The sequence below is a fragment of the Levilactobacillus suantsaii genome (assembly GCF_004115745.1).
GTDB classification, from domain to species: Bacteria; Bacillota; Bacilli; order Lactobacillales; family Lactobacillaceae; genus Levilactobacillus; species Levilactobacillus suantsaii.
In genome coordinates, this window is the sequence record NZ_QXIL01000002.1 from 165,659 (window position 1) to 182,025 (window position 16,367).

The window sequence follows — 16,367 nt, forward strand, 5'->3', positions numbered from 1 at the left end:
TACATTTTGATTACAAATGCACTTTTTAACGGTTTTTTGGCAAAAAAAACCCAAAAACAAAATCAAAATTTGCTTTTGGCTTCTTATAGTGGGTGCCCCGGACAATAGATCGGTTACCCCAATTTCAGTTCACAGTTGCATACAGATGATATAATACAAAACTATTGTCTATCTGTCAATACTTAACCCTTAATTCTTTGTGGCGATGCCAAATAAAATTAATCGCAGCAAAATGACGATTTGATCGTGTTTCGACGCGTCGGCCGGTCCTACGTGATGAAAATTATTAAACAGTGGACTGAGACTGGTCAAATAAAACGAGGCTGCTTCCTGTGACGTCAGGTGCGGCTGGAGGGTGACGAGGCCCTGGTCAAAGAACGCTGCCAGTGGTCCCAGGTAATCCTGCATCATGATCTTGCCGAGTTGACCTTTATTGCTGGGCGCCAGGTAACGAAAACTAGCGTGCAACACGGTGAAGACATCGCGAGGATGAACGGTCAATAAAACTTCAGTCACAGCGGCTAGCGCCTCGACCGGGTCGGTCAGCTTCTCTGCCTTGACCCGGGCATTGACCGCCAAGATACCGGTCTGCGTCTCGTGCCCCACTTCTGCCACGACCGCTAGGAAGATGGCCTCTTTATCGCTGAAATGGTGATACAAAGCTGGTTGGGTAATCCCCACCTGCCGAGCAATCTCCCGGGTCGACGTTGCCTGGTAGCCCTGGGTCAAGAATTGTTCGCGGGCCGCCGCTAATATTGCCGCATGGGTTTGGGTCAGTTGCTCTTTTCTCTTCATGACGCCATTCGTTCCTTTCGTTTCTCAATAATGTCAGTTTACCACACCTCAACACTGACCAAAAGAGCAGTGTTAGTAGGCTTACACCCACCACACTGCTCTCGTTGTGTCTGATTAATCCTTACTTATTTGCTGGTAACGGCCTTCCGAGGCGTCAATGCTTTAGAGTTCAGCGTAATCTTACCGCGAGTCGCTCCAATAGTAACCTGTTCGTGTGGTTTTACCTCACCCGATAACAGAGCCTCACTCAGCTTATCCTCGACTTGTGTCTGCAACGCCCGCCGTAACGGCCGGGCCCCGTACTCTGGGTCATAACCTGCTTGGGCCACCGCATCCAAGGCTGCTGGCGTGAACTTCAACTTAATGTCTTGGTCAGCCACCCGCTTGGTAATGCGTTGCGCCATCAGCTTCACGATCTGGTGCAATTCAGGCTTCTTCAAGGCGTGGAAAATGACGGTCTCATCGATTCGGTTCAAGAACTCTGGCCGGAAAGATTGCTTCAAGGTCTGACGAATCGTCGTCGCCATGGCCCGGTAATCGTTCGCTTCGTTCTCAGCCCCAAAGCCCACAGTCTTTTCGTCCCGTAGCTTCGTGGCCCCTAAGTTTGATGTCATGATCAAGATCGTGTTTCTGAAGTCGATGCGTCGACCCTTGGAATCGGTCAAATACCCATCATCTAAGACTTGCAATAATAGGTTGAAGACATCCGGGTGCGCCTTTTCCACTTCGTCAAAGAGAACGACGGAGTATGGCTTTTGCCGTACTTTTTCGGTCAACTGACCACCTTCGTCGTACCCAACATAACCTGGGGCCGACCCAATCAAACGACTCGTGGAGTACTTCTCCATGTATTCGCTCATATCGACCCGAATCATGTTGTCTTCAGAACCAAACATCGCGGCCGCTAAAGCCTTGGCTAATTCAGTCTTTCCGACCCCGGTTGGGCCCAGGAACATAAACGACCCAATTGGCCGGTTCGGGTCTTTCAACCCGGAACGGGCCCGCCGAATCGCTCGGGCAACCGCCGAAACGGCTTCTTCTTGACCAATAACGCGTTCGTGCAAGATCTTTTCCAGGTTGACCAGTCGTTCGGCATCCGTCTGCTTCAACTGCGTCAACGGCACACCGGTCCATTCTGCGACGACCTGGGCAACGTCCTCACCCGTAACGTCCAACTGGTATTGCTGGCCTTCATCCGGCTTAGCAGCCGCTACTTTGGCCTTACGCGTCTCCAGCTTATTACGCAACGTAATCTCTTCCGTCCGCAGTTGGGCTGCCTTTTCAAAGTCTTGTTGTTCGATAGCTGTATCCTTGTCCTTAGCCAACTGAGTCAGTTGCTGAGACAATTTGCTTTCAGGCGTTGGTTTATCCATCTGGTCGATACGAACCTTGGCTGACGCTTCGTCCATCAAATCGATAGCCTTATCAGGCAGGAACCGATCACTAATGTAGCGAACGGACAACTTGACCGCCTGGGACAACGCTTCGTCCGTGATATTCACGTGATGGTGGTCTTCATACCGTGGCCGCAGCCCCTTCAAGATTTCCAAGGCTTCGTCACTCGTTGGTTCATCGACTTGGACCGTCGCAAACCGCCGTTCCAACGCTGCGTCGGATTCAATGTATTTTTGATATTCGTCCAGCGTCGTGGCCCCGATGGTTTGCAGTTCACCCCGAGCCAAGGCAGGCTTCAAGATGTTCGATGCATCAATAGCACCTTCTGCGCCTCCCGCACCAATCAAGGTGTGCAGTTCATCAATGAACAGAATAACTTGCCCATCATTGTAAATTTCTTCAATAACTTTCTTCAAGCGGTCTTCAAACTCGCCCCGGTACTTGGTTCCTGCGACCAATGAACCCATATCGAGCATCATCAACCGCTTGCGTTGCATGTCTTCCGGAACGTCACCTTTGATGATCCGTTGCGCCAGGCCTTCGGCAATCGCCGTTTTCCCAACGCCGGGTTCCCCAATCAAGACGGGGTTGTTCTTGGTCCGCCGACTCAGGATCTGGATGACCCGCTTAACTTCCTTGTCACGGCCCACCGTAGGATCCATTTTACCGTCACGAGCCGACTGGGTCAGGTCCCGGGCCAAGGAATCCAGCGTTGGCGTCCCTTGAGCCGGACCGCGCCGAGAACGGGTCTCGTTGCGCCGCTTAGGTGTCTCAGTGACTCCGAGCTTCCGCAGAACGACCTTACGTGCCGTTGTCAGTTCCACGTTCAAGTTCTTCAAGATCCGTGAAGACAGAATCGTTTCGTCACTGAGCAGCGCTAATAACAGGTGTTCCGTCCCAATCTTGGTGGCGCCTAAGCGTTTCGCTTCGTCACCAGCAATGGCCAGCATCGCCTTAGCCTTCGGGGAGTACGGTAAATAGCTGTCCTTGTCGGTGTTATCTAGAGTGCCATAACCCGTAAAGCGTTCAATTTCCTCACGAACATCATCGTCGCTGACAGAAAATTGTTGTAAGACCTTGTTGGCGATTCCGTTTTTTTCAATGGTGAGGGCCAGCAGCAAGTGTTCTGTACCCACCGCTTGATGCTTAAAATACTTTGCCTGTTCTTGGGCTAAGACTAACACGCTCTTAGCACTTGGCGTAAATAGGTTATCCATTGCAACTCCTCACTTTCTTAACTCTCGTAACGTAAATGGTCTAAAACTGAGATTAAGATCCGCGCCCGTAACTGTTCGTCCAAATCACGGTTCCCAGTATTGATTGCGGTTTTGTCAATGGCCGCTAACATGATATTGGCCTCTCGGCGATTGATGGTGCCCGCTTCAAATAGGCTGCGCACCACTGCCAAGCCATCGTGGCGGGTGATGCGATCACCCACAGCCGTGACCAACGAGTCGATAAAGTCTAGGTTATCCAGTAACTTGACCTTCTCAATCCGAATATAGCCACCGCCACCACGCTTACTCCGAACCACGTACCCATCTTGAATCGTAAACCGCGTCTTAATCACGTAGTTAATCTGTGAGGGCACAACATTGAACTGATTCGCAATCTCCGAGCGCCGAATCTCAACTTCTTGCGATTCGGCGAGAATCTGCTTGAGGTAAGCTTCAATAATATCCGAAATATTTTGATTCTCCATTATTCGCATCCCCCTTCAGCAGTTCTTTTGACTAATGTTGACTAATATTATACGAACTTCCCATAAAAATGCAATGGATTAGTCTTTACTAATCCTTACCCGCTGGTCCACTTAACGGACTAAACGGGCTTTGCCCTGGTAGTCTATGATACCAAAAAAGGCCCCGGCTTCCAAACAATTCGATGGAAGGTCGGTGCCTTGACGCATAACATTAATGATTAAGGGGGCTTTTCTGAATTATAAGACTAAAAAATCGGGAAGACAAGATTCGAACTTGCGACCTCCACGTCCCGAACGTGGCGCTCTACCAAGCTGAGCTACTTCCCGATAATAAGCCTTACTATGCTATTGATTAATCGGCAATCACCGGTTAATCGGGAAGACAGGATTCGAACCTGCGACCCCCTGGTCCCAAACCAGGTGCTCTACCAAGCTGAGCTACTTCCCGAGTCTGCCCATAAACTAGATTTACAAGCGACAAAAATGCACCCAGTAGGAGTCGAACCTACAACCTTCTGATTCGTAGTCAGACACTCTATCCAATTGCGCTATGGGTGCATAGTCAATATTAAGTTAAATGCCGAGGACCGGGATCGAACCGGTACGGTCATCACTGACCGCAGGATTTTAAGTCCTGTGCGTCTGCCAATTCCGCCACCCCGGCAAAAGGGCAAAAGCGGAAGACGGGATTCGAACCCGCGACCCCCACCATGGCAAGGTGATGTTCTACCACTGAACTACTTCCGCATTGGCAAATTCAATTAATGGTGCCATGCCGACTAGAGGATTCGAACCTCCGACCTCCTCATTACTAGTGAGATGCTCTGCCAACTGAGCTAAGTCGGCAAAATCATTTAAGATTTTGCAATTACGATGATGAATGCAGGTGAAGGGACTCGAACCCCCACGTCATAAGACACTAGAACCTAAATCTAGCGCGTCTGCCAGTTCCGCCACACCTGCGTAGTGACGATAGTTCCCTTGGGAACCGGAGTCCCGATGGAGGATACAGGGCTCGAACCTGTGACCCTCTGCTTGTAAGGCAGACGCTCTCCCAACTGAGCTAATCCTCCATATGTTCAATCAAGTTTTTGATAACTCGTTTGAAGCGACTATTATAATGTAACATTTGATTCGGGAATTGTCAACAACTTTTTGAAATGTTTTTGAATAAATATCCGTTCTTCAATTCAATCCGTTGCTTGTCACTTTCACATCGCCGTGACAACTATTACAATTTACCATGTCGTGGAAATGTTGTCAACTTATTTTTGAAAACTTTTTGAATAATTATTCGTTTGCTGAATAACTACTGCCTTAACAACATTTAATATCATAGCGTAACCATCGCAAAAAAGCTACCCCTTTTTTGCATTTTTTTGCAAAAAACTGTGCACCATCTTCTAAATCCCCCCCTTTTTTCGTTATTTGCCCGTAACTGAGCCCTAAATAGACGGCAAAAGGGCCGCGGCTCACGCCGCAGCCCTTAAGCTCTTGTCTTACTTCGTAATTTTTGTCATTCCGCCCATGTAAGGGACTAAGACTTCTGGAACGGTAATGGAACCATCTTCGTTTTGGTAGTTTTCCAGAATTGCCGCAACAGTCCGGCCGACAGCTAAGCCAGACCCATTTAAAGCGTGTACGTATTGGAGCTTACCATTTTCATCTCGGTACTGGATATGCGCGCGCCGGGCTTGAAAATCCGTCGTGTTGGAGCAGCTAGAGATTTCCCGGTACGTTTGTTGTGCAGGGAACCAAACTTCCAGATCATGCGTCATGGCCGCCGTAAAGCTCATGTCACTGGTAGTCAGGGTAATCACATGGTAGGCCAAGCCTAGCTTCTGTAACAACATTTCAGCGTGCTTCGTTAAGGATTCCAATTCGTTCCAAGAATCCTCCGGCTTACAGAACTTCACCATTTCGACCTTGTTGAACTGATGCAACCGAATCAACCCTCGGGTGTCTCGGCCGGCACTCCCAGCCTCAGACCGGAAAGCGGGCGTTAACGCCGTAAACCAGACGGGTAGCTTCTCTTCCGGGATGACTTCATCACGGTAATAGTTGACCAACGGAACTTCGGCCGTGGGAATCAACGTCATGTCCTGGCCTTCCAAGGAGTAAACGTCTTGCTTGAATTTCGGGAATTGCCCCGTCCCGTACATCGAGTCGTCATTGACGATGTATGGTGGCAGAACTTCTTTAAAGCCCGCTGCGGTGTTTTGGTCCAAGAAGAAGTTGTACACGGCCCGTTCTAAGCGCGCCCCAGCACCCAAATAGTAAAGGTACCGGCTACCAGAGACCTTGGCTCCCCGTTCGAAGTCCAGGATGTCCAAGTCTTCACCCAGTTCATAGTGGGCCTTCGGCGTGAAGTCCAAGTTCGGCTTTTCGCCCCACTTCCGGATTTCCACACTCCCTGTTTCGTCCAGACCGACCGGAACGTTATCGTTAGGAATATTCGGCAACTGTGCCGCTGCATCGTGAACCTGTGTTTGTAACGTTTCTAGTTCGGCGTCTGCTTGCTTGATGGCTGCACTGACTTGTCGCATTTGGGCAATTTGGTCGTCAGCTGATTCGTGCGCCCGCTTCATCTTAGAGATGTCATCGGATACCTGGTTACGTTGGGCCTTCATGGTCTCACTCTTCGCAATCAATTCCCGCCGTTTGGCATCTAAGGCCAATAAGTCATCAATTTCCTTAGCCGGAATACCGCGAGTTGCCAACTTTTCTTTGACCATGTCGGTCTCTTGGCGAATCATCTTTAAATCTAACATTTTAGTTCTCCCTTCTACTGATCAAATGGTACAAAAAAAGCCTCCGTCACATGGGACGAAGACCTTCGCGGTACCACCCAAGTTCGTCATTAAGTCGCCTCAATAACACCCTTGAACATGATAACGGTTTGCACCGTGCGGCATTACCCGCCCACGTGATTAGTGCTGGAATGATTCGACGTCGCGGTTTCCAGCTTTCCCCGCTTCTCTGGTCGTCTACTAGGATTAGGCACCTCGTGTTTGAAGTACCGTTATCATACCCCACTTTTTGTTAGGAAACAAGTCCTAGAGCGACGCAATTTTCTCGTCGATTAAGTGTAAGACCTGTTGCCGGGCACTGGGATCCTCGACAAAGTCCAGTTCATCCCCGTTGATCTGCATCTTCGGCGACTTGTCGTAGTCAGCATACCAAGCCGTATAGCGTTGGTCTAACTGCTTATAATAGTCATATAGGCTCGGGTCGTTAGCAATCTGCTCGTACGACCGCCCCCGCTTCTTGATGCGTTCTAGCATGGTCTCAAACGAGATGTTGATGTGAATCAACAGGTCTGGGTTCTTTTGGTAAGTCCCCTCTGGTAATTCTTGCATCATGTTTTGCAACAAAGAGTCGTAAATATCAACTTCCGTGTTGGTCGCTCGGCCGAGGTCCGCGTTCAGATGGAACAACAGGGAATCTTCAAAGATTGACCGGTCCATCACGCTTTCTGGATCAGCGTTAGCGGCCTTGATGCTATCCAGCCGTTTATTTAAAAAGTAGATTTGGAGCAAGAAGGCATACTTCTGGGGATCCTTATAGAATAACGGTAAGATTTTATTATCATCCACCGATTCATAAAATGCTGGTTTTTGTAAGTGTTTAGCCAATAAACTGGTTAGGCTCGTTTTGCCAGCCCCAATAGTTCCCGATAATACAAGCATGCTATCTCTCCTTTATTTCCTTAACCGTTTCTCCAATTTTTGAACGTTCCGTCCAAAAACACCACCACATATTGTACCAACCTGGTTAGGAAAAGACAACATGTCGTGGTGATTTTTCTCAGGGGCCACTTTTCCCAATGTGGCTAAGGACCCCCACAAAAAGTGGCCGCATCGGCGTTTCGGCCGACACGACCACTCGCATAATCTGCTAATTTTTAAGTTAATCTTCTTCTGGCTTAGCGTCTTCCTTCAACGTGCCGTCACGATGAACCGGCGACACATCGACCTTGCTCAGTGGAATCAGCTTCGTATGCTTCTTCAACTTGTACCCAATATACAGAATCAAGACTAACGGTACACTGATATAGGTCACTAAGACCTGTTCCCAATTACCGGAGAAGAAGGACTGCGGGTCCTGGCCCACAATCACAGCAATACACAGAACCAGCGCTAAGACCGGCCCAAACGGGAACCACTTTGCATGGTACTTCAATTCAGACAGCTTATGCCCCTGAGCAATGAATGCTCGCCGGAAGCGGAAGTGTGATAACGCAATCCCGAACCACGCGATGAACCCAGTCAACCCACTAGCAGCAACTAACCACATGTAAATCTGTGGCCCCGCAATACTACTGAAGAAGGTTAAGGCCGCGACGATGGTCGTCGCAAACAGCGCCGGGTATGGAATCCCGTTCTTCCCGGTCCGTTCCAAGAAGCGAGGCGCGTAGCCTTCCTTAGACAAGGAGTATAGCATCCGCGTCGAAGCGTACATCCCCGAATTAGCCGCGGAAATGACAGACGTCAGAATAACCGCGTTCATGACACTTGCCGCAGCGGCTAACCCAGCCCGCTTGAAGACCAAGGTGAAAGGACTGATAGCGACGTCAGAGGCCGATGACCCCAGTAAATCGTGACTCGTGTAAGGCAAGACGGCGGCAATCACAAAGATAGCTAAAATGTAGAATAAAATAATCCGCCAGAACACCTGATTGATGGCCTTCGGGACACTGTGCGACGGATCTTCCGATTCGCCGGCCGTGATGCCGACCAATTCAGTCCCCTGGAACGAGAACCCAGCAACTACGAAGACGCTCAAAATAGCGGGAAAACCACCTACGAACGGGGCTTGCTTGTACGTAAAGTTGCTGAGGCCGGTCGCATGACCACCCATGATCCCCACGATGGTTAACAACCCCACCGCTAAGAAGATAAAGATGGTGACTACCTTAATCAATGACATCCAAAATTCGGTCTCGCCGAACGCCTGGACCGATAACGCGTTAATCGTAAAGACTAAGACCAACGCAACCAAGCTCCAAATCCAACCGGGCACGCCGGGTAACCAGAACTTCATGACTAACGCCGCCGTCGAGATATCGACCGCCACGGTAATCGCCCAGTTAAACCAGTAGTTCCACCCCATGGCAAAGCCCAAAGCTGGGTCAACATACTTCGCGGAATACGCCGCAAACGACCCGGAGATTGGCATGTTCGTGGCCATTTCGCCGAGACTAGTCATCAAGAAGTAAACCATTAGGCCCATAGCGGTATACGCCACTAACGCGCCCCCGGGGCCGGCCGAAGAAATCGCGGACCCACTGGCCACAAATAACCCCGTCCCAATACAGCCACCTAACGCGATCATGGAAACGTGTCGCGTCTTTAGGCCCCGCTTAACCGAATCCGAAGCCTTACTAGTTGTCGCGTTTGACATGCTTTGTTCCATAAAATTTTCCTCCTTCTGTATATAGAAGGACCTTCTCGAAACGACCTAGGCAGGAACTAAAAAATCTCTTTCGCAAAGTGGCTTCACGAAAGAGATTGGAAGTTAAAATCCAAGTCAATATCGTTGAAAGCGCCCCGCAACCCCTATTCGGTTGCGACAGTCCCTGATTTATTCAACCAGGACCCAACCCCAATCACGGTCGGTGATTAAGATTTCGGCGATCGCCCCTTTCGCTTCCCGTCATCGGTGTGGCCCACCTCGGAAAAGCAACTCATGTTGATCGCGCCTCTTCTATTCGATACTTCGTAGTATACCCATCTCCCTATCACTTTGCAAGCCCCAAATGTAAGCTTATGATTTGGGTTGCTGGTAGCAATAGAGGAAATGCCGCTCTAACGTCAGATTACCGGCACTGGGGGCCATCACGTGATCGTCAATTAAAGCGAAAGCTAATTTAACTAAGACTCCCTGGGAACGTTTATTCGTGGCCTGACTCGTGGCCCAAAACGTGGTGATTGGACTATTCGCCTGTCGTAAAGCCAGTAACAGCCCCCGTAAAGCTTCCGGCATCAGCCCCTGACCCCACTCATTCGGAGCCAAAAAATAACCTAAATCTACCGCCGTAGTGGTGGGTTCCCCCATGACATCACTATGGGTATACCCCACAATCATCCCCAGAAACCGACCATCAGTCTTAGCAGTCAGCGCGTAAGCCACGGGTTGACGCATATCAGCGCGTAACCCCGCCGCCACGTGTGCTGGAGTCAATGGCGCCGCTAACCCCGCGGGCCGCGCCACCTGCGGGTCCGTAATGATAGCCTGATACCGGGACAGATCCGTAAACTGTAAAGGTCGTAACCGTAACCGCGCCGTGGTGATTTCTTCTGGCATCCCTGGGCCTTCTTTCTTCAAGCACCCCTAATTTGCGGTACAATGAATGTAATTTGAGGGGTCGCTTGCGTTTACCGACTCCCCATTTATCATGACTTATCTGGGAGGATTTTTCAATGAAAATCATTAAGCACACCCTGGCGGACGATTCGGCAGCCTACCTGCAGGGCTACCTGCGTGAGGACGCTCCCGACCAGACCTATCCGGCCATCATTATCGTACCGGGTGGCTCCTATACCCACATTCCGGAACAACAAGCTGAGGATTTAGCCTTATCCTGGAGTGCCATCGGCTACCAGGCCTTTTTCTTACGTTACAGTTTTGTCGCGGAAAAACAGCCGCTAATGCCCGCACCGGTGATTGAATTGGCCCAGAGTATGGCCGTTCTCCGGCAAAACGCTACGACTTGGCAAATCGATGCACAACGTATCGTCATCGCGGGCTTTTCCGTAGGGGGTCATATCGTCGCCCTCTTTAACGACCGCTGGGCCGATACCGACTTTAACGTGCAGGCCCACACCACTCCGGATGCCATCCGGCCCCAAGCGGTGATTCTCGGTTACCCCGTCATCACCCCGAAAGCCGGCTTTCCCAAAGACCAGGAAACGTTGGCTCAGTGGACCACCAACGCCGCCAGCATTGCGGCTGACCAACAAGTCACCACGAAGAACGCCCCGACCTTTATCTGGGTCACGGCTAGCGACCCTCTGGTGCCCGTGCAAAACGCTTTGGCTTACGCGCAGGCTTCCATCCAGCAAGGCATCGACACCGAGTTACACGTCTTCCACCACGGTCCCCACGGGTTAGCCCTGGCCAATCAGGTCACGGCCTGGAAACCGGGTACCAATCTGCCTCACGTGGCGCATTGGCTGGCGTTAGCGCAGGAATGGCTGGCCGAACTTTAACCAATAACTGTAGGGCGGGCCATTCGCTACGCCAATTAATTAGCTTAAAAAAACGAAGTTCGCCTTAACGGACGAACTTCGTTTTTTTAGCGTTAAATTTCAGATTTTTGGAGCAATCGCCAGTGTTTTATTTTGGGTGCCCACCGCAGGTAAAGCCCCTCACTCACCTGTAACCACAGGTAAGCCAGCAATACCGATCCAAACGTATCGGTCGGAAAATGGGCGTTTAGGTAGACCCGCGAAATCATGACCAACGCGACCCACAAGATGATCACGATTCGGAGCAACCACGCCCGCCAGGCCGACGAAATCATGGGAATCAAAATCAACCAGATCATCGCCATCAACAGAAACGTCCCGAATACGTGCCCACTGGGAAAGCTATACCCATCATCAACGGCCAAGTGACCGGATGGCCGGTCCCGTTGCATCACGTTTTTGACCAAAAACGCCAGGACGTCACCCCCAATGAGGGTCGCGAGGCACCACAAAGCGGGAATCTTGAACTTGAAGCCCCACAAAAAGAAGGCCAGTACTACCGTCCAGATGATCAAAAACTTCGGTTCCATCAGACTGGTAATGCTGCGGTACATCAGTGTCTTCCAATCGGGCTGTTCCTTTTGTACCACGTCCACAATGGACGAATCTAGAAACGCCAGGTACGCGTTCTGTGCCTTTATGTAGACCGCTAAAATCAAAAAGAGGATCGTCGCTAGACCGAACTTCCACGGGCGGTCCCAATCCCGGTTAAATAGCATCATAAGTTAGATTCCTTTCGTCTTACTTTAGTCTCGAAAAACTCCACGCCCTTGAGTATACCACCCCGCCTATAAATTTCTAGGCATCTAAAGGTTAACAATTTTCTAAACCGCTACCGGTGACGCCGTAAACCACGCTGCCGCAATCGATTGACCATTTCAGATAGCAGAAAGCCGAACGCAATCGAGCCCGAGATCATCACCACCTGTAGCAGGTAGGTAAACGCCGTAGAATTTTGACCCAGCGCAAAGTATTTAATCATTTGGTAGGCCTGGCCACCAGGGACTAACGGCACCAACGCGGGGATGTTAAAAAGGATCATCGGCATGTGTTTCCAACGGGCGACCTGTAAAGACGCCAACCCGATCCACACGGCCCCCAGAAGATTGCCAACGACGTACCCACCCCCGACTAAGACGATGCCACGGTAGAGTAAAAACCCGATCACACCGACCCAGCCGCCAAGATTCAGCGCCCGGCGCGGGATGTTCAGTAGAATACCAAAAGCAATGGTGGCCACATAGGTTCCGGCCACTTCAATTCCAAGTTCGAGTATCGACACGGGGCACCTCCTTACAAGAATTGCAGGACCATGGCAATCCCAAAACCGATGGCCGCTGCACTGACTAACGCTTCAATTCCCCGAGCTGGCCCACTAACTAGATTACCGGCCAAAATATCGCGGACCGAGTTGGTGATGGGCACCCCAGGGACGAGCGGCATCACACTTCCGATGATGATATCGTCCACGCTGTTTCCCAGGCCAAAGTGTTGGCTCCAGACGGCCAAGACGCCAATCGTCACCGCCGAGGCAAACTCAGCCATGAAGCGAATCGGGACGTACTTACTAATCACGTAAAATACACTCCACCCCAACATCCCCACAACACAGGTAATCCAGAAATCAGGAAGATTGTGCCGGAACACGACCTCGAGGGGGCCACTGACCAGCGCAGACGCCAGTAATTGGAGCCAAAACGGGAAATACTTGCTTGTCGCGTCCAAATGGTCCAACCGGTTGGCAAAAGCGGCCAACGTAATCTTTTTTTCCGCAAACTGCCGCGATAAGTCATTGACCACCGAAATTTTCTCCAGATCGAAGGTCCGCCGTTTGATGGGCTGAATCTGTGCACCGACGTCGCCATCCAGTGACATTAAAATTCCGGTAATCATCACGAACAATTGACTCGTCTTCGCCCCGGCGTTCACGGCAATCCGGGTCATGGTGTCCTCAACCCGTTCAATTTCCGACCCATTTTCGATCATGATCCGCCCCGCGGTCAGAGCTGTATGCAAAATTAATTGATCGCGTTTTCGCTTCACAGCCATACTGGTTCCTCCGATACTCATTTTTCCATTCATTATACGCCGGCACTTCCCTGACTAAAACCATCAATCCTCGCAATCGTAAAAAACGACCGTTCCCAGGCCCACCTGAGACGGTCGTTCTTTAAATTCTGCATATGACAGCCTACTTGACGAAAATATAGTGGGCCGCCTTATAACTCACGATTAATTCGGCATCGTCGGTCAAATTCCGGACCGTAACCGGCCCCTCAAAGGGGTCGTGCTTTTCAATCTTCAACTGGTCACCAATGTCCAGCTTCAAATCCCCAAGATAGGTCAATAGGTCATGATTATCGATGAAGCGATCCACGGTGACAACGCTGCCGTCCTTGGCATCGTTGAGTACCGTATGGCTGTCTTCGTGATAGTGGCCAAACCGATCGGGAATAACACCACCGTGGGGACAATGAGTCGGATGGCCCAACATATCGTCCAGCGAGTTGACCAATTTAGGACTCGTCACGTGTTCCAGAACTTCCGCTTCGTCGTGCACGTCCGGGAGTTCATACCCCAGCTTTTCCACTAAAAAGTCTTCCCAGATGCGGTGTTTCCGCACTAAATCTTCTGCCAACCGAATCCCCTTGCTAGTCAGCGAAATTCCCGCATATGGGGTATGTTCCGCTAAGCCTTCGGTTGCCATCTTGTTGACCATTTCGGTCACGGAGCCAGCTGCAATGTTTAAGCTAATGGCAATTTGCTTGTTCGAAACCTTTTTTTGCTTGCCACCTAGCTCAAAGATAATTTTTAAATAGTCCTCCTTCATCGGAGTCATACTTTGTTCACCTCATCTAAGTCTCAATCCTGATCCAACACGGCGGGCACGGGCGCAAGGTCAATCGTGCCGCCAATCATTCTGTTTGTAAAAGAGGGATTCATCCTTGCCCCGATGACATTCTGCCTGGATAGTCACGTGATTCACATCGTATTTATGACACAGCAAGGCCTCAATCTGCCGATAAACGGGTTCAATCTGGCTCAACGGCAGATCGGCCATATTCACGTGCACGGAGAAGACCAGATTATTTTCGTCAATTTGCCAAGCGTGCAAGTGATGTACCCCTTCGATTTGAGGCAAAGCACAGATATCTTTGGCAATTGCGTCGTAATCTAACGCCGGAGCACCCTCCATCAAAATACCGAAGGTCTGTTTCACAATCGGCCACGATTCATAAATAATATACAGGGCGACTAATAAACTAATCACTGGGTCGACCCAACTGATTTGCCAAAAGGTAATCAGCAACGCCCCGATAATCACGCCGATTGACGCTAACGCATCGCTTAGTAAATGCAAGTACGTCGCCCGAATATTCAGATTATGTTGTGCCCCACGGTTCAATAACACCGTGGACAACAAATTGGCCCCGAAACTAATCACGGCCACCCAGAGCATAATATCACCTTTCACGGGTTGTGGTCGTAACAACCGGTGAATGGCTTCACCACCCAACCCTAGGGATACCAGGATCAATAACCCCGAGTTGAGTAACGCCGTTAAGATTTCTACCCGTCGATAACCGAAGGTATTTTGCCGCGTTTGGTGTCGTCCCCCCACCCGATGGGCGACGTAACTTAAAATCACCGATAACGCATCACCAAGATTATGGAAAGCATCCGAAAGTAATGACAAACTCCCCGAGAGGAGACCACCCAATAATTCAAACACGGTAATGACAACATTTAAGACGGTTACGAGCAAGAAACGACCGCCCGTTAACCCTTTCCGTTCCATCAAAATACCCCCCTGTTACCGAACTGACTCCATTATGGCAGAGTTTTGGTCGAAAGAAAAGTCAGTTTTAGGGGAACCTGATTATTTTTCTAACGGCCGGCGAGCTCACGGCCAACCGGTCAAGTCAGATTGGGGCCAAAAAACGCCAAGTTATCCATCCCTACAGACAACTTGGCGTCATTCGATTGGATCTTAACGACTGGTTAATTGAAAACTTTCAGCTAATAATTGGGGGACTTGCGCCGCAGCCGTCGGGTCGGCTAAGCGCACCGTTACCCAATTGGTCTTGTTCATCTGATAGGCGGGAAAGAAGCCCGCCCCTTGTTTCAAGATATCAATCTCTTCTGGCAAGGCCTTGACGACCAGAATATCCACGTCCGTGGGGCCAGTGGTCAGCCCCAACGTCTGCCGAGTCACGTTCATCACTAAACCATACCACTTACCACCATCTGCGTGCCGCAAAACAGCATAGTGTGGATACTTCCGCCACAAATAGGCTGGGACAGTTCCGTATTGGTCTGCGACAATCTGAAAGACTTCTGCTCGCGTCATCTCGTCATCCCTTATTAGTGTCAATTAACGTTTATGATACGCCACTCTAGCGGGGTTCTCAACCGTGACGACCGTTTTTTTAGTGGCTGGCTAAGCTGGCGTTGGTTGAAAAAGATGTTCTGGTCGCACGTGGGTGGTGACCCGTTCGTACGCCAAGTCCTTAACGCCGTCCAAACTCATTCCCACCAGTTCGATTTCTCCGGTTGGGGTGAAGCCGTTCTTTTGAATAATGTGCTGCATCGCCTGATTTTGCGGGTGCGTGTCGACCCGGATACTCTCAATCTCACTCACTTGGTCAACCAATTCAAATAACTGTTGGAACAACTTACCGGCTAACCCGTGGCCCCGGTGATGTGCCGAAACAGCCACCCGGTGAATCGCCAGATAGTTGGCACCATGCGTTAACCACTGGCCACTGATGGTCTGATAGCTGGGATCAATCCCCGGAATAATGGCCGTCGTACCCAATATTTCGTCATTTTCCTCCAAGACAACCGTCCATCCTTGGCGAATATCGTCCGCCAAGACCGTCGTTTCCGGATAAGTTCCCTGCCATTGGTCAATGTTTTGCGCCGCCAATTGGTCACGTCCGTCCTGAATAATCGCTTTGATTGCTGATAAATCAGCCATAGTTGCTTGTCGTAACAGCATGTGTCACACCATCCTTTATTAATTTATTTTTGTTATAGTAACACGTCTTCTTCTAAAAGCAACAACTCCCGCTTCGCTTTTTAGTACGTGAGCGATTAAAGGGGCCGAAAGCTTATCATATCAAGCTTTCGGCCCCTCATCTTTTTCTCATTTTTTAAGGATTTGCCCCGTTACTAGCGCATAAAAAAGCACCGATTGAAGAACCCTCTAAACTTCAATCGGC

The 16,367-nt window shown here is 50.2% G+C and carries 15 protein-coding genes, 8 tRNA genes and 1 riboswitch; of the genes, 1 reads left to right on the plus strand and 22 read right to left on the minus strand.

All coding sequences use genetic code 11. The features are described from left to right. Positions 1-189: 189 nt before the first annotated feature. From DXH47_RS01830 to DXH47_RS01900, 15 genes are all read right to left on the minus strand, one after another. On the minus strand, positions 190-795 hold the full coding sequence (locus DXH47_RS01830; protein WP_129031377.1) for a TetR/AcrR family transcriptional regulator: 606 nt from the start codon (positions 793-795) through the stop codon (positions 190-192). Between the two features lie 125 nt (positions 796-920). Further along, positions 921-3,407 (minus strand): ATP-dependent Clp protease ATP-binding subunit, encoded by a 2,487-nt coding sequence (locus DXH47_RS01835; protein WP_129031378.1) that lies wholly within the window; start codon positions 3,405-3,407, stop codon positions 921-923. A 17-nt stretch (positions 3,408-3,424) separates the two neighbouring features. After that, a complete protein-coding gene (locus tag DXH47_RS01840) occupies positions 3,425-3,892 on the minus strand; it encodes a CtsR family transcriptional regulator (protein ID WP_129031379.1) in 468 nt (155 codons plus the stop codon). 253 nt (positions 3,893-4,145) lie between these two features. Beyond that, positions 4,146-4,219 (minus strand) — tRNA-Pro (locus DXH47_RS01845). 47 nt (positions 4,220-4,266) lie between these two features. Continuing rightward, positions 4,267-4,340, minus strand: a tRNA-Pro gene (locus tag DXH47_RS01850). A 36-nt stretch (positions 4,341-4,376) separates the two neighbouring features. Then, positions 4,377-4,450 (minus strand) — tRNA-Arg (locus DXH47_RS01855). 20 nt (positions 4,451-4,470) lie between these two features. Continuing rightward, positions 4,471-4,556, minus strand: a tRNA-Leu gene (locus tag DXH47_RS01860). A gap of 11 nt (positions 4,557-4,567) precedes the next feature. Then, positions 4,568-4,639: transfer RNA gene (locus DXH47_RS01865), tRNA-Gly, on the minus strand. Positions 4,640-4,665: 26 nt separating this feature from the next. Further along, positions 4,666-4,738, minus strand: a tRNA-Thr gene (locus DXH47_RS01870). A 35-nt stretch (positions 4,739-4,773) separates the two neighbouring features. Further along, positions 4,774-4,855: transfer RNA gene (locus tag DXH47_RS01875), tRNA-Leu, on the minus strand. Between the two features lie 37 nt (positions 4,856-4,892). After that, positions 4,893-4,965 (minus strand) — tRNA-Val (locus DXH47_RS01880). A gap of 426 nt (positions 4,966-5,391) precedes the next feature. Beyond that, positions 5,392-6,663, minus strand: coding sequence for a serine--tRNA ligase (serS, locus tag DXH47_RS01885; protein ID WP_129031380.1), 1,272 nt, complete (start codon positions 6,661-6,663; stop codon positions 5,392-5,394). 285 nt (positions 6,664-6,948) lie between these two features. Beyond that, complete coding sequence (locus tag DXH47_RS01890; RefSeq protein WP_129031381.1) at positions 6,949-7,581, minus strand: deoxynucleoside kinase; 633 nt, start codon at positions 7,579-7,581, stop codon at positions 6,949-6,951. Positions 7,582-7,801: 220 nt separating this feature from the next. Then, complete coding sequence (locus tag DXH47_RS01895; RefSeq protein ID WP_404819998.1) at positions 7,802-9,307, minus strand: amino acid permease; 1,506 nt, start codon at positions 9,305-9,307, stop codon at positions 7,802-7,804. A gap of 119 nt (positions 9,308-9,426) precedes the next feature. Further along, positions 9,427-9,606: riboswitch (Lysine riboswitch) on the minus strand. Positions 9,607-9,658: 52 nt separating this feature from the next. After that, positions 9,659-10,198 (minus strand): GNAT family N-acetyltransferase, encoded by a 540-nt coding sequence (locus DXH47_RS01900; protein WP_129031382.1) that lies wholly within the window; start codon positions 10,196-10,198, stop codon positions 9,659-9,661. Between the two features lie 116 nt (positions 10,199-10,314). Here DXH47_RS01900 and DXH47_RS01905 point away from each other — a divergent pair, with 116 nt between their 5' ends. Next, the gene (locus DXH47_RS01905; RefSeq protein WP_129031383.1) at positions 10,315-11,103 is read left to right on the plus strand and encodes an alpha/beta hydrolase; all 789 of its coding nucleotides are present in this window, start codon (positions 10,315-10,317) and stop codon (positions 11,101-11,103) included. A 92-nt stretch (positions 11,104-11,195) separates the two neighbouring features. Here DXH47_RS01905 and DXH47_RS01910 read toward each other — a convergent pair whose 3' ends face one another. The 7 genes from DXH47_RS01910 to DXH47_RS01940 all read right to left on the minus strand — a co-directional run bounded on the left by DXH47_RS01910 (position 11,196) and on the right by DXH47_RS01940 (position 16,144). Then, a complete protein-coding gene (locus DXH47_RS01910) occupies positions 11,196-11,864 on the minus strand; it encodes a phosphatase PAP2 family protein (protein WP_129031384.1) in 669 nt (222 codons plus the stop codon). A 110-nt stretch (positions 11,865-11,974) separates the two neighbouring features. Beyond that, positions 11,975-12,418 carry a threonine/serine exporter family protein gene (locus DXH47_RS01915; RefSeq protein WP_404820000.1) on the minus strand — a complete coding sequence of 148 codons (444 nt, stop codon included), beginning with the start codon at positions 12,416-12,418 and terminating at the stop codon, positions 11,975-11,977. Between the two features lie 17 nt (positions 12,419-12,435). Beyond that, the gene (locus DXH47_RS01920; protein ID WP_129031386.1) at positions 12,436-13,191 is read right to left on the minus strand and encodes a threonine/serine exporter family protein; all 756 of its coding nucleotides are present in this window, start codon (positions 13,189-13,191) and stop codon (positions 12,436-12,438) included. Positions 13,192-13,333: 142 nt separating this feature from the next. Continuing rightward, on the minus strand, positions 13,334-13,981 hold the full coding sequence (locus DXH47_RS01925) for a metal-dependent transcriptional regulator (RefSeq protein ID WP_129031387.1): 648 nt from the start codon (positions 13,979-13,981) through the stop codon (positions 13,334-13,336). A 60-nt stretch (positions 13,982-14,041) separates the two neighbouring features. Beyond that, positions 14,042-14,941 carry a cation diffusion facilitator family transporter gene (locus tag DXH47_RS01930; protein ID WP_129031388.1) on the minus strand — a complete coding sequence of 300 codons (900 nt, stop codon included), beginning with the start codon at positions 14,939-14,941 and terminating at the stop codon, positions 14,042-14,044. Positions 14,942-15,133: 192 nt separating this feature from the next. Then, the gene (locus tag DXH47_RS01935) at positions 15,134-15,493 is read right to left on the minus strand and encodes an MmcQ/YjbR family DNA-binding protein (RefSeq protein ID WP_129031389.1); all 360 of its coding nucleotides are present in this window, start codon (positions 15,491-15,493) and stop codon (positions 15,134-15,136) included. A 90-nt stretch (positions 15,494-15,583) separates the two neighbouring features. Then, positions 15,584-16,144 (minus strand): GNAT family N-acetyltransferase, encoded by a 561-nt coding sequence (locus DXH47_RS01940; RefSeq protein ID WP_129031390.1) that lies wholly within the window; start codon positions 16,142-16,144, stop codon positions 15,584-15,586. Between the last annotated feature and the right edge of the window lie 223 nt (positions 16,145-16,367).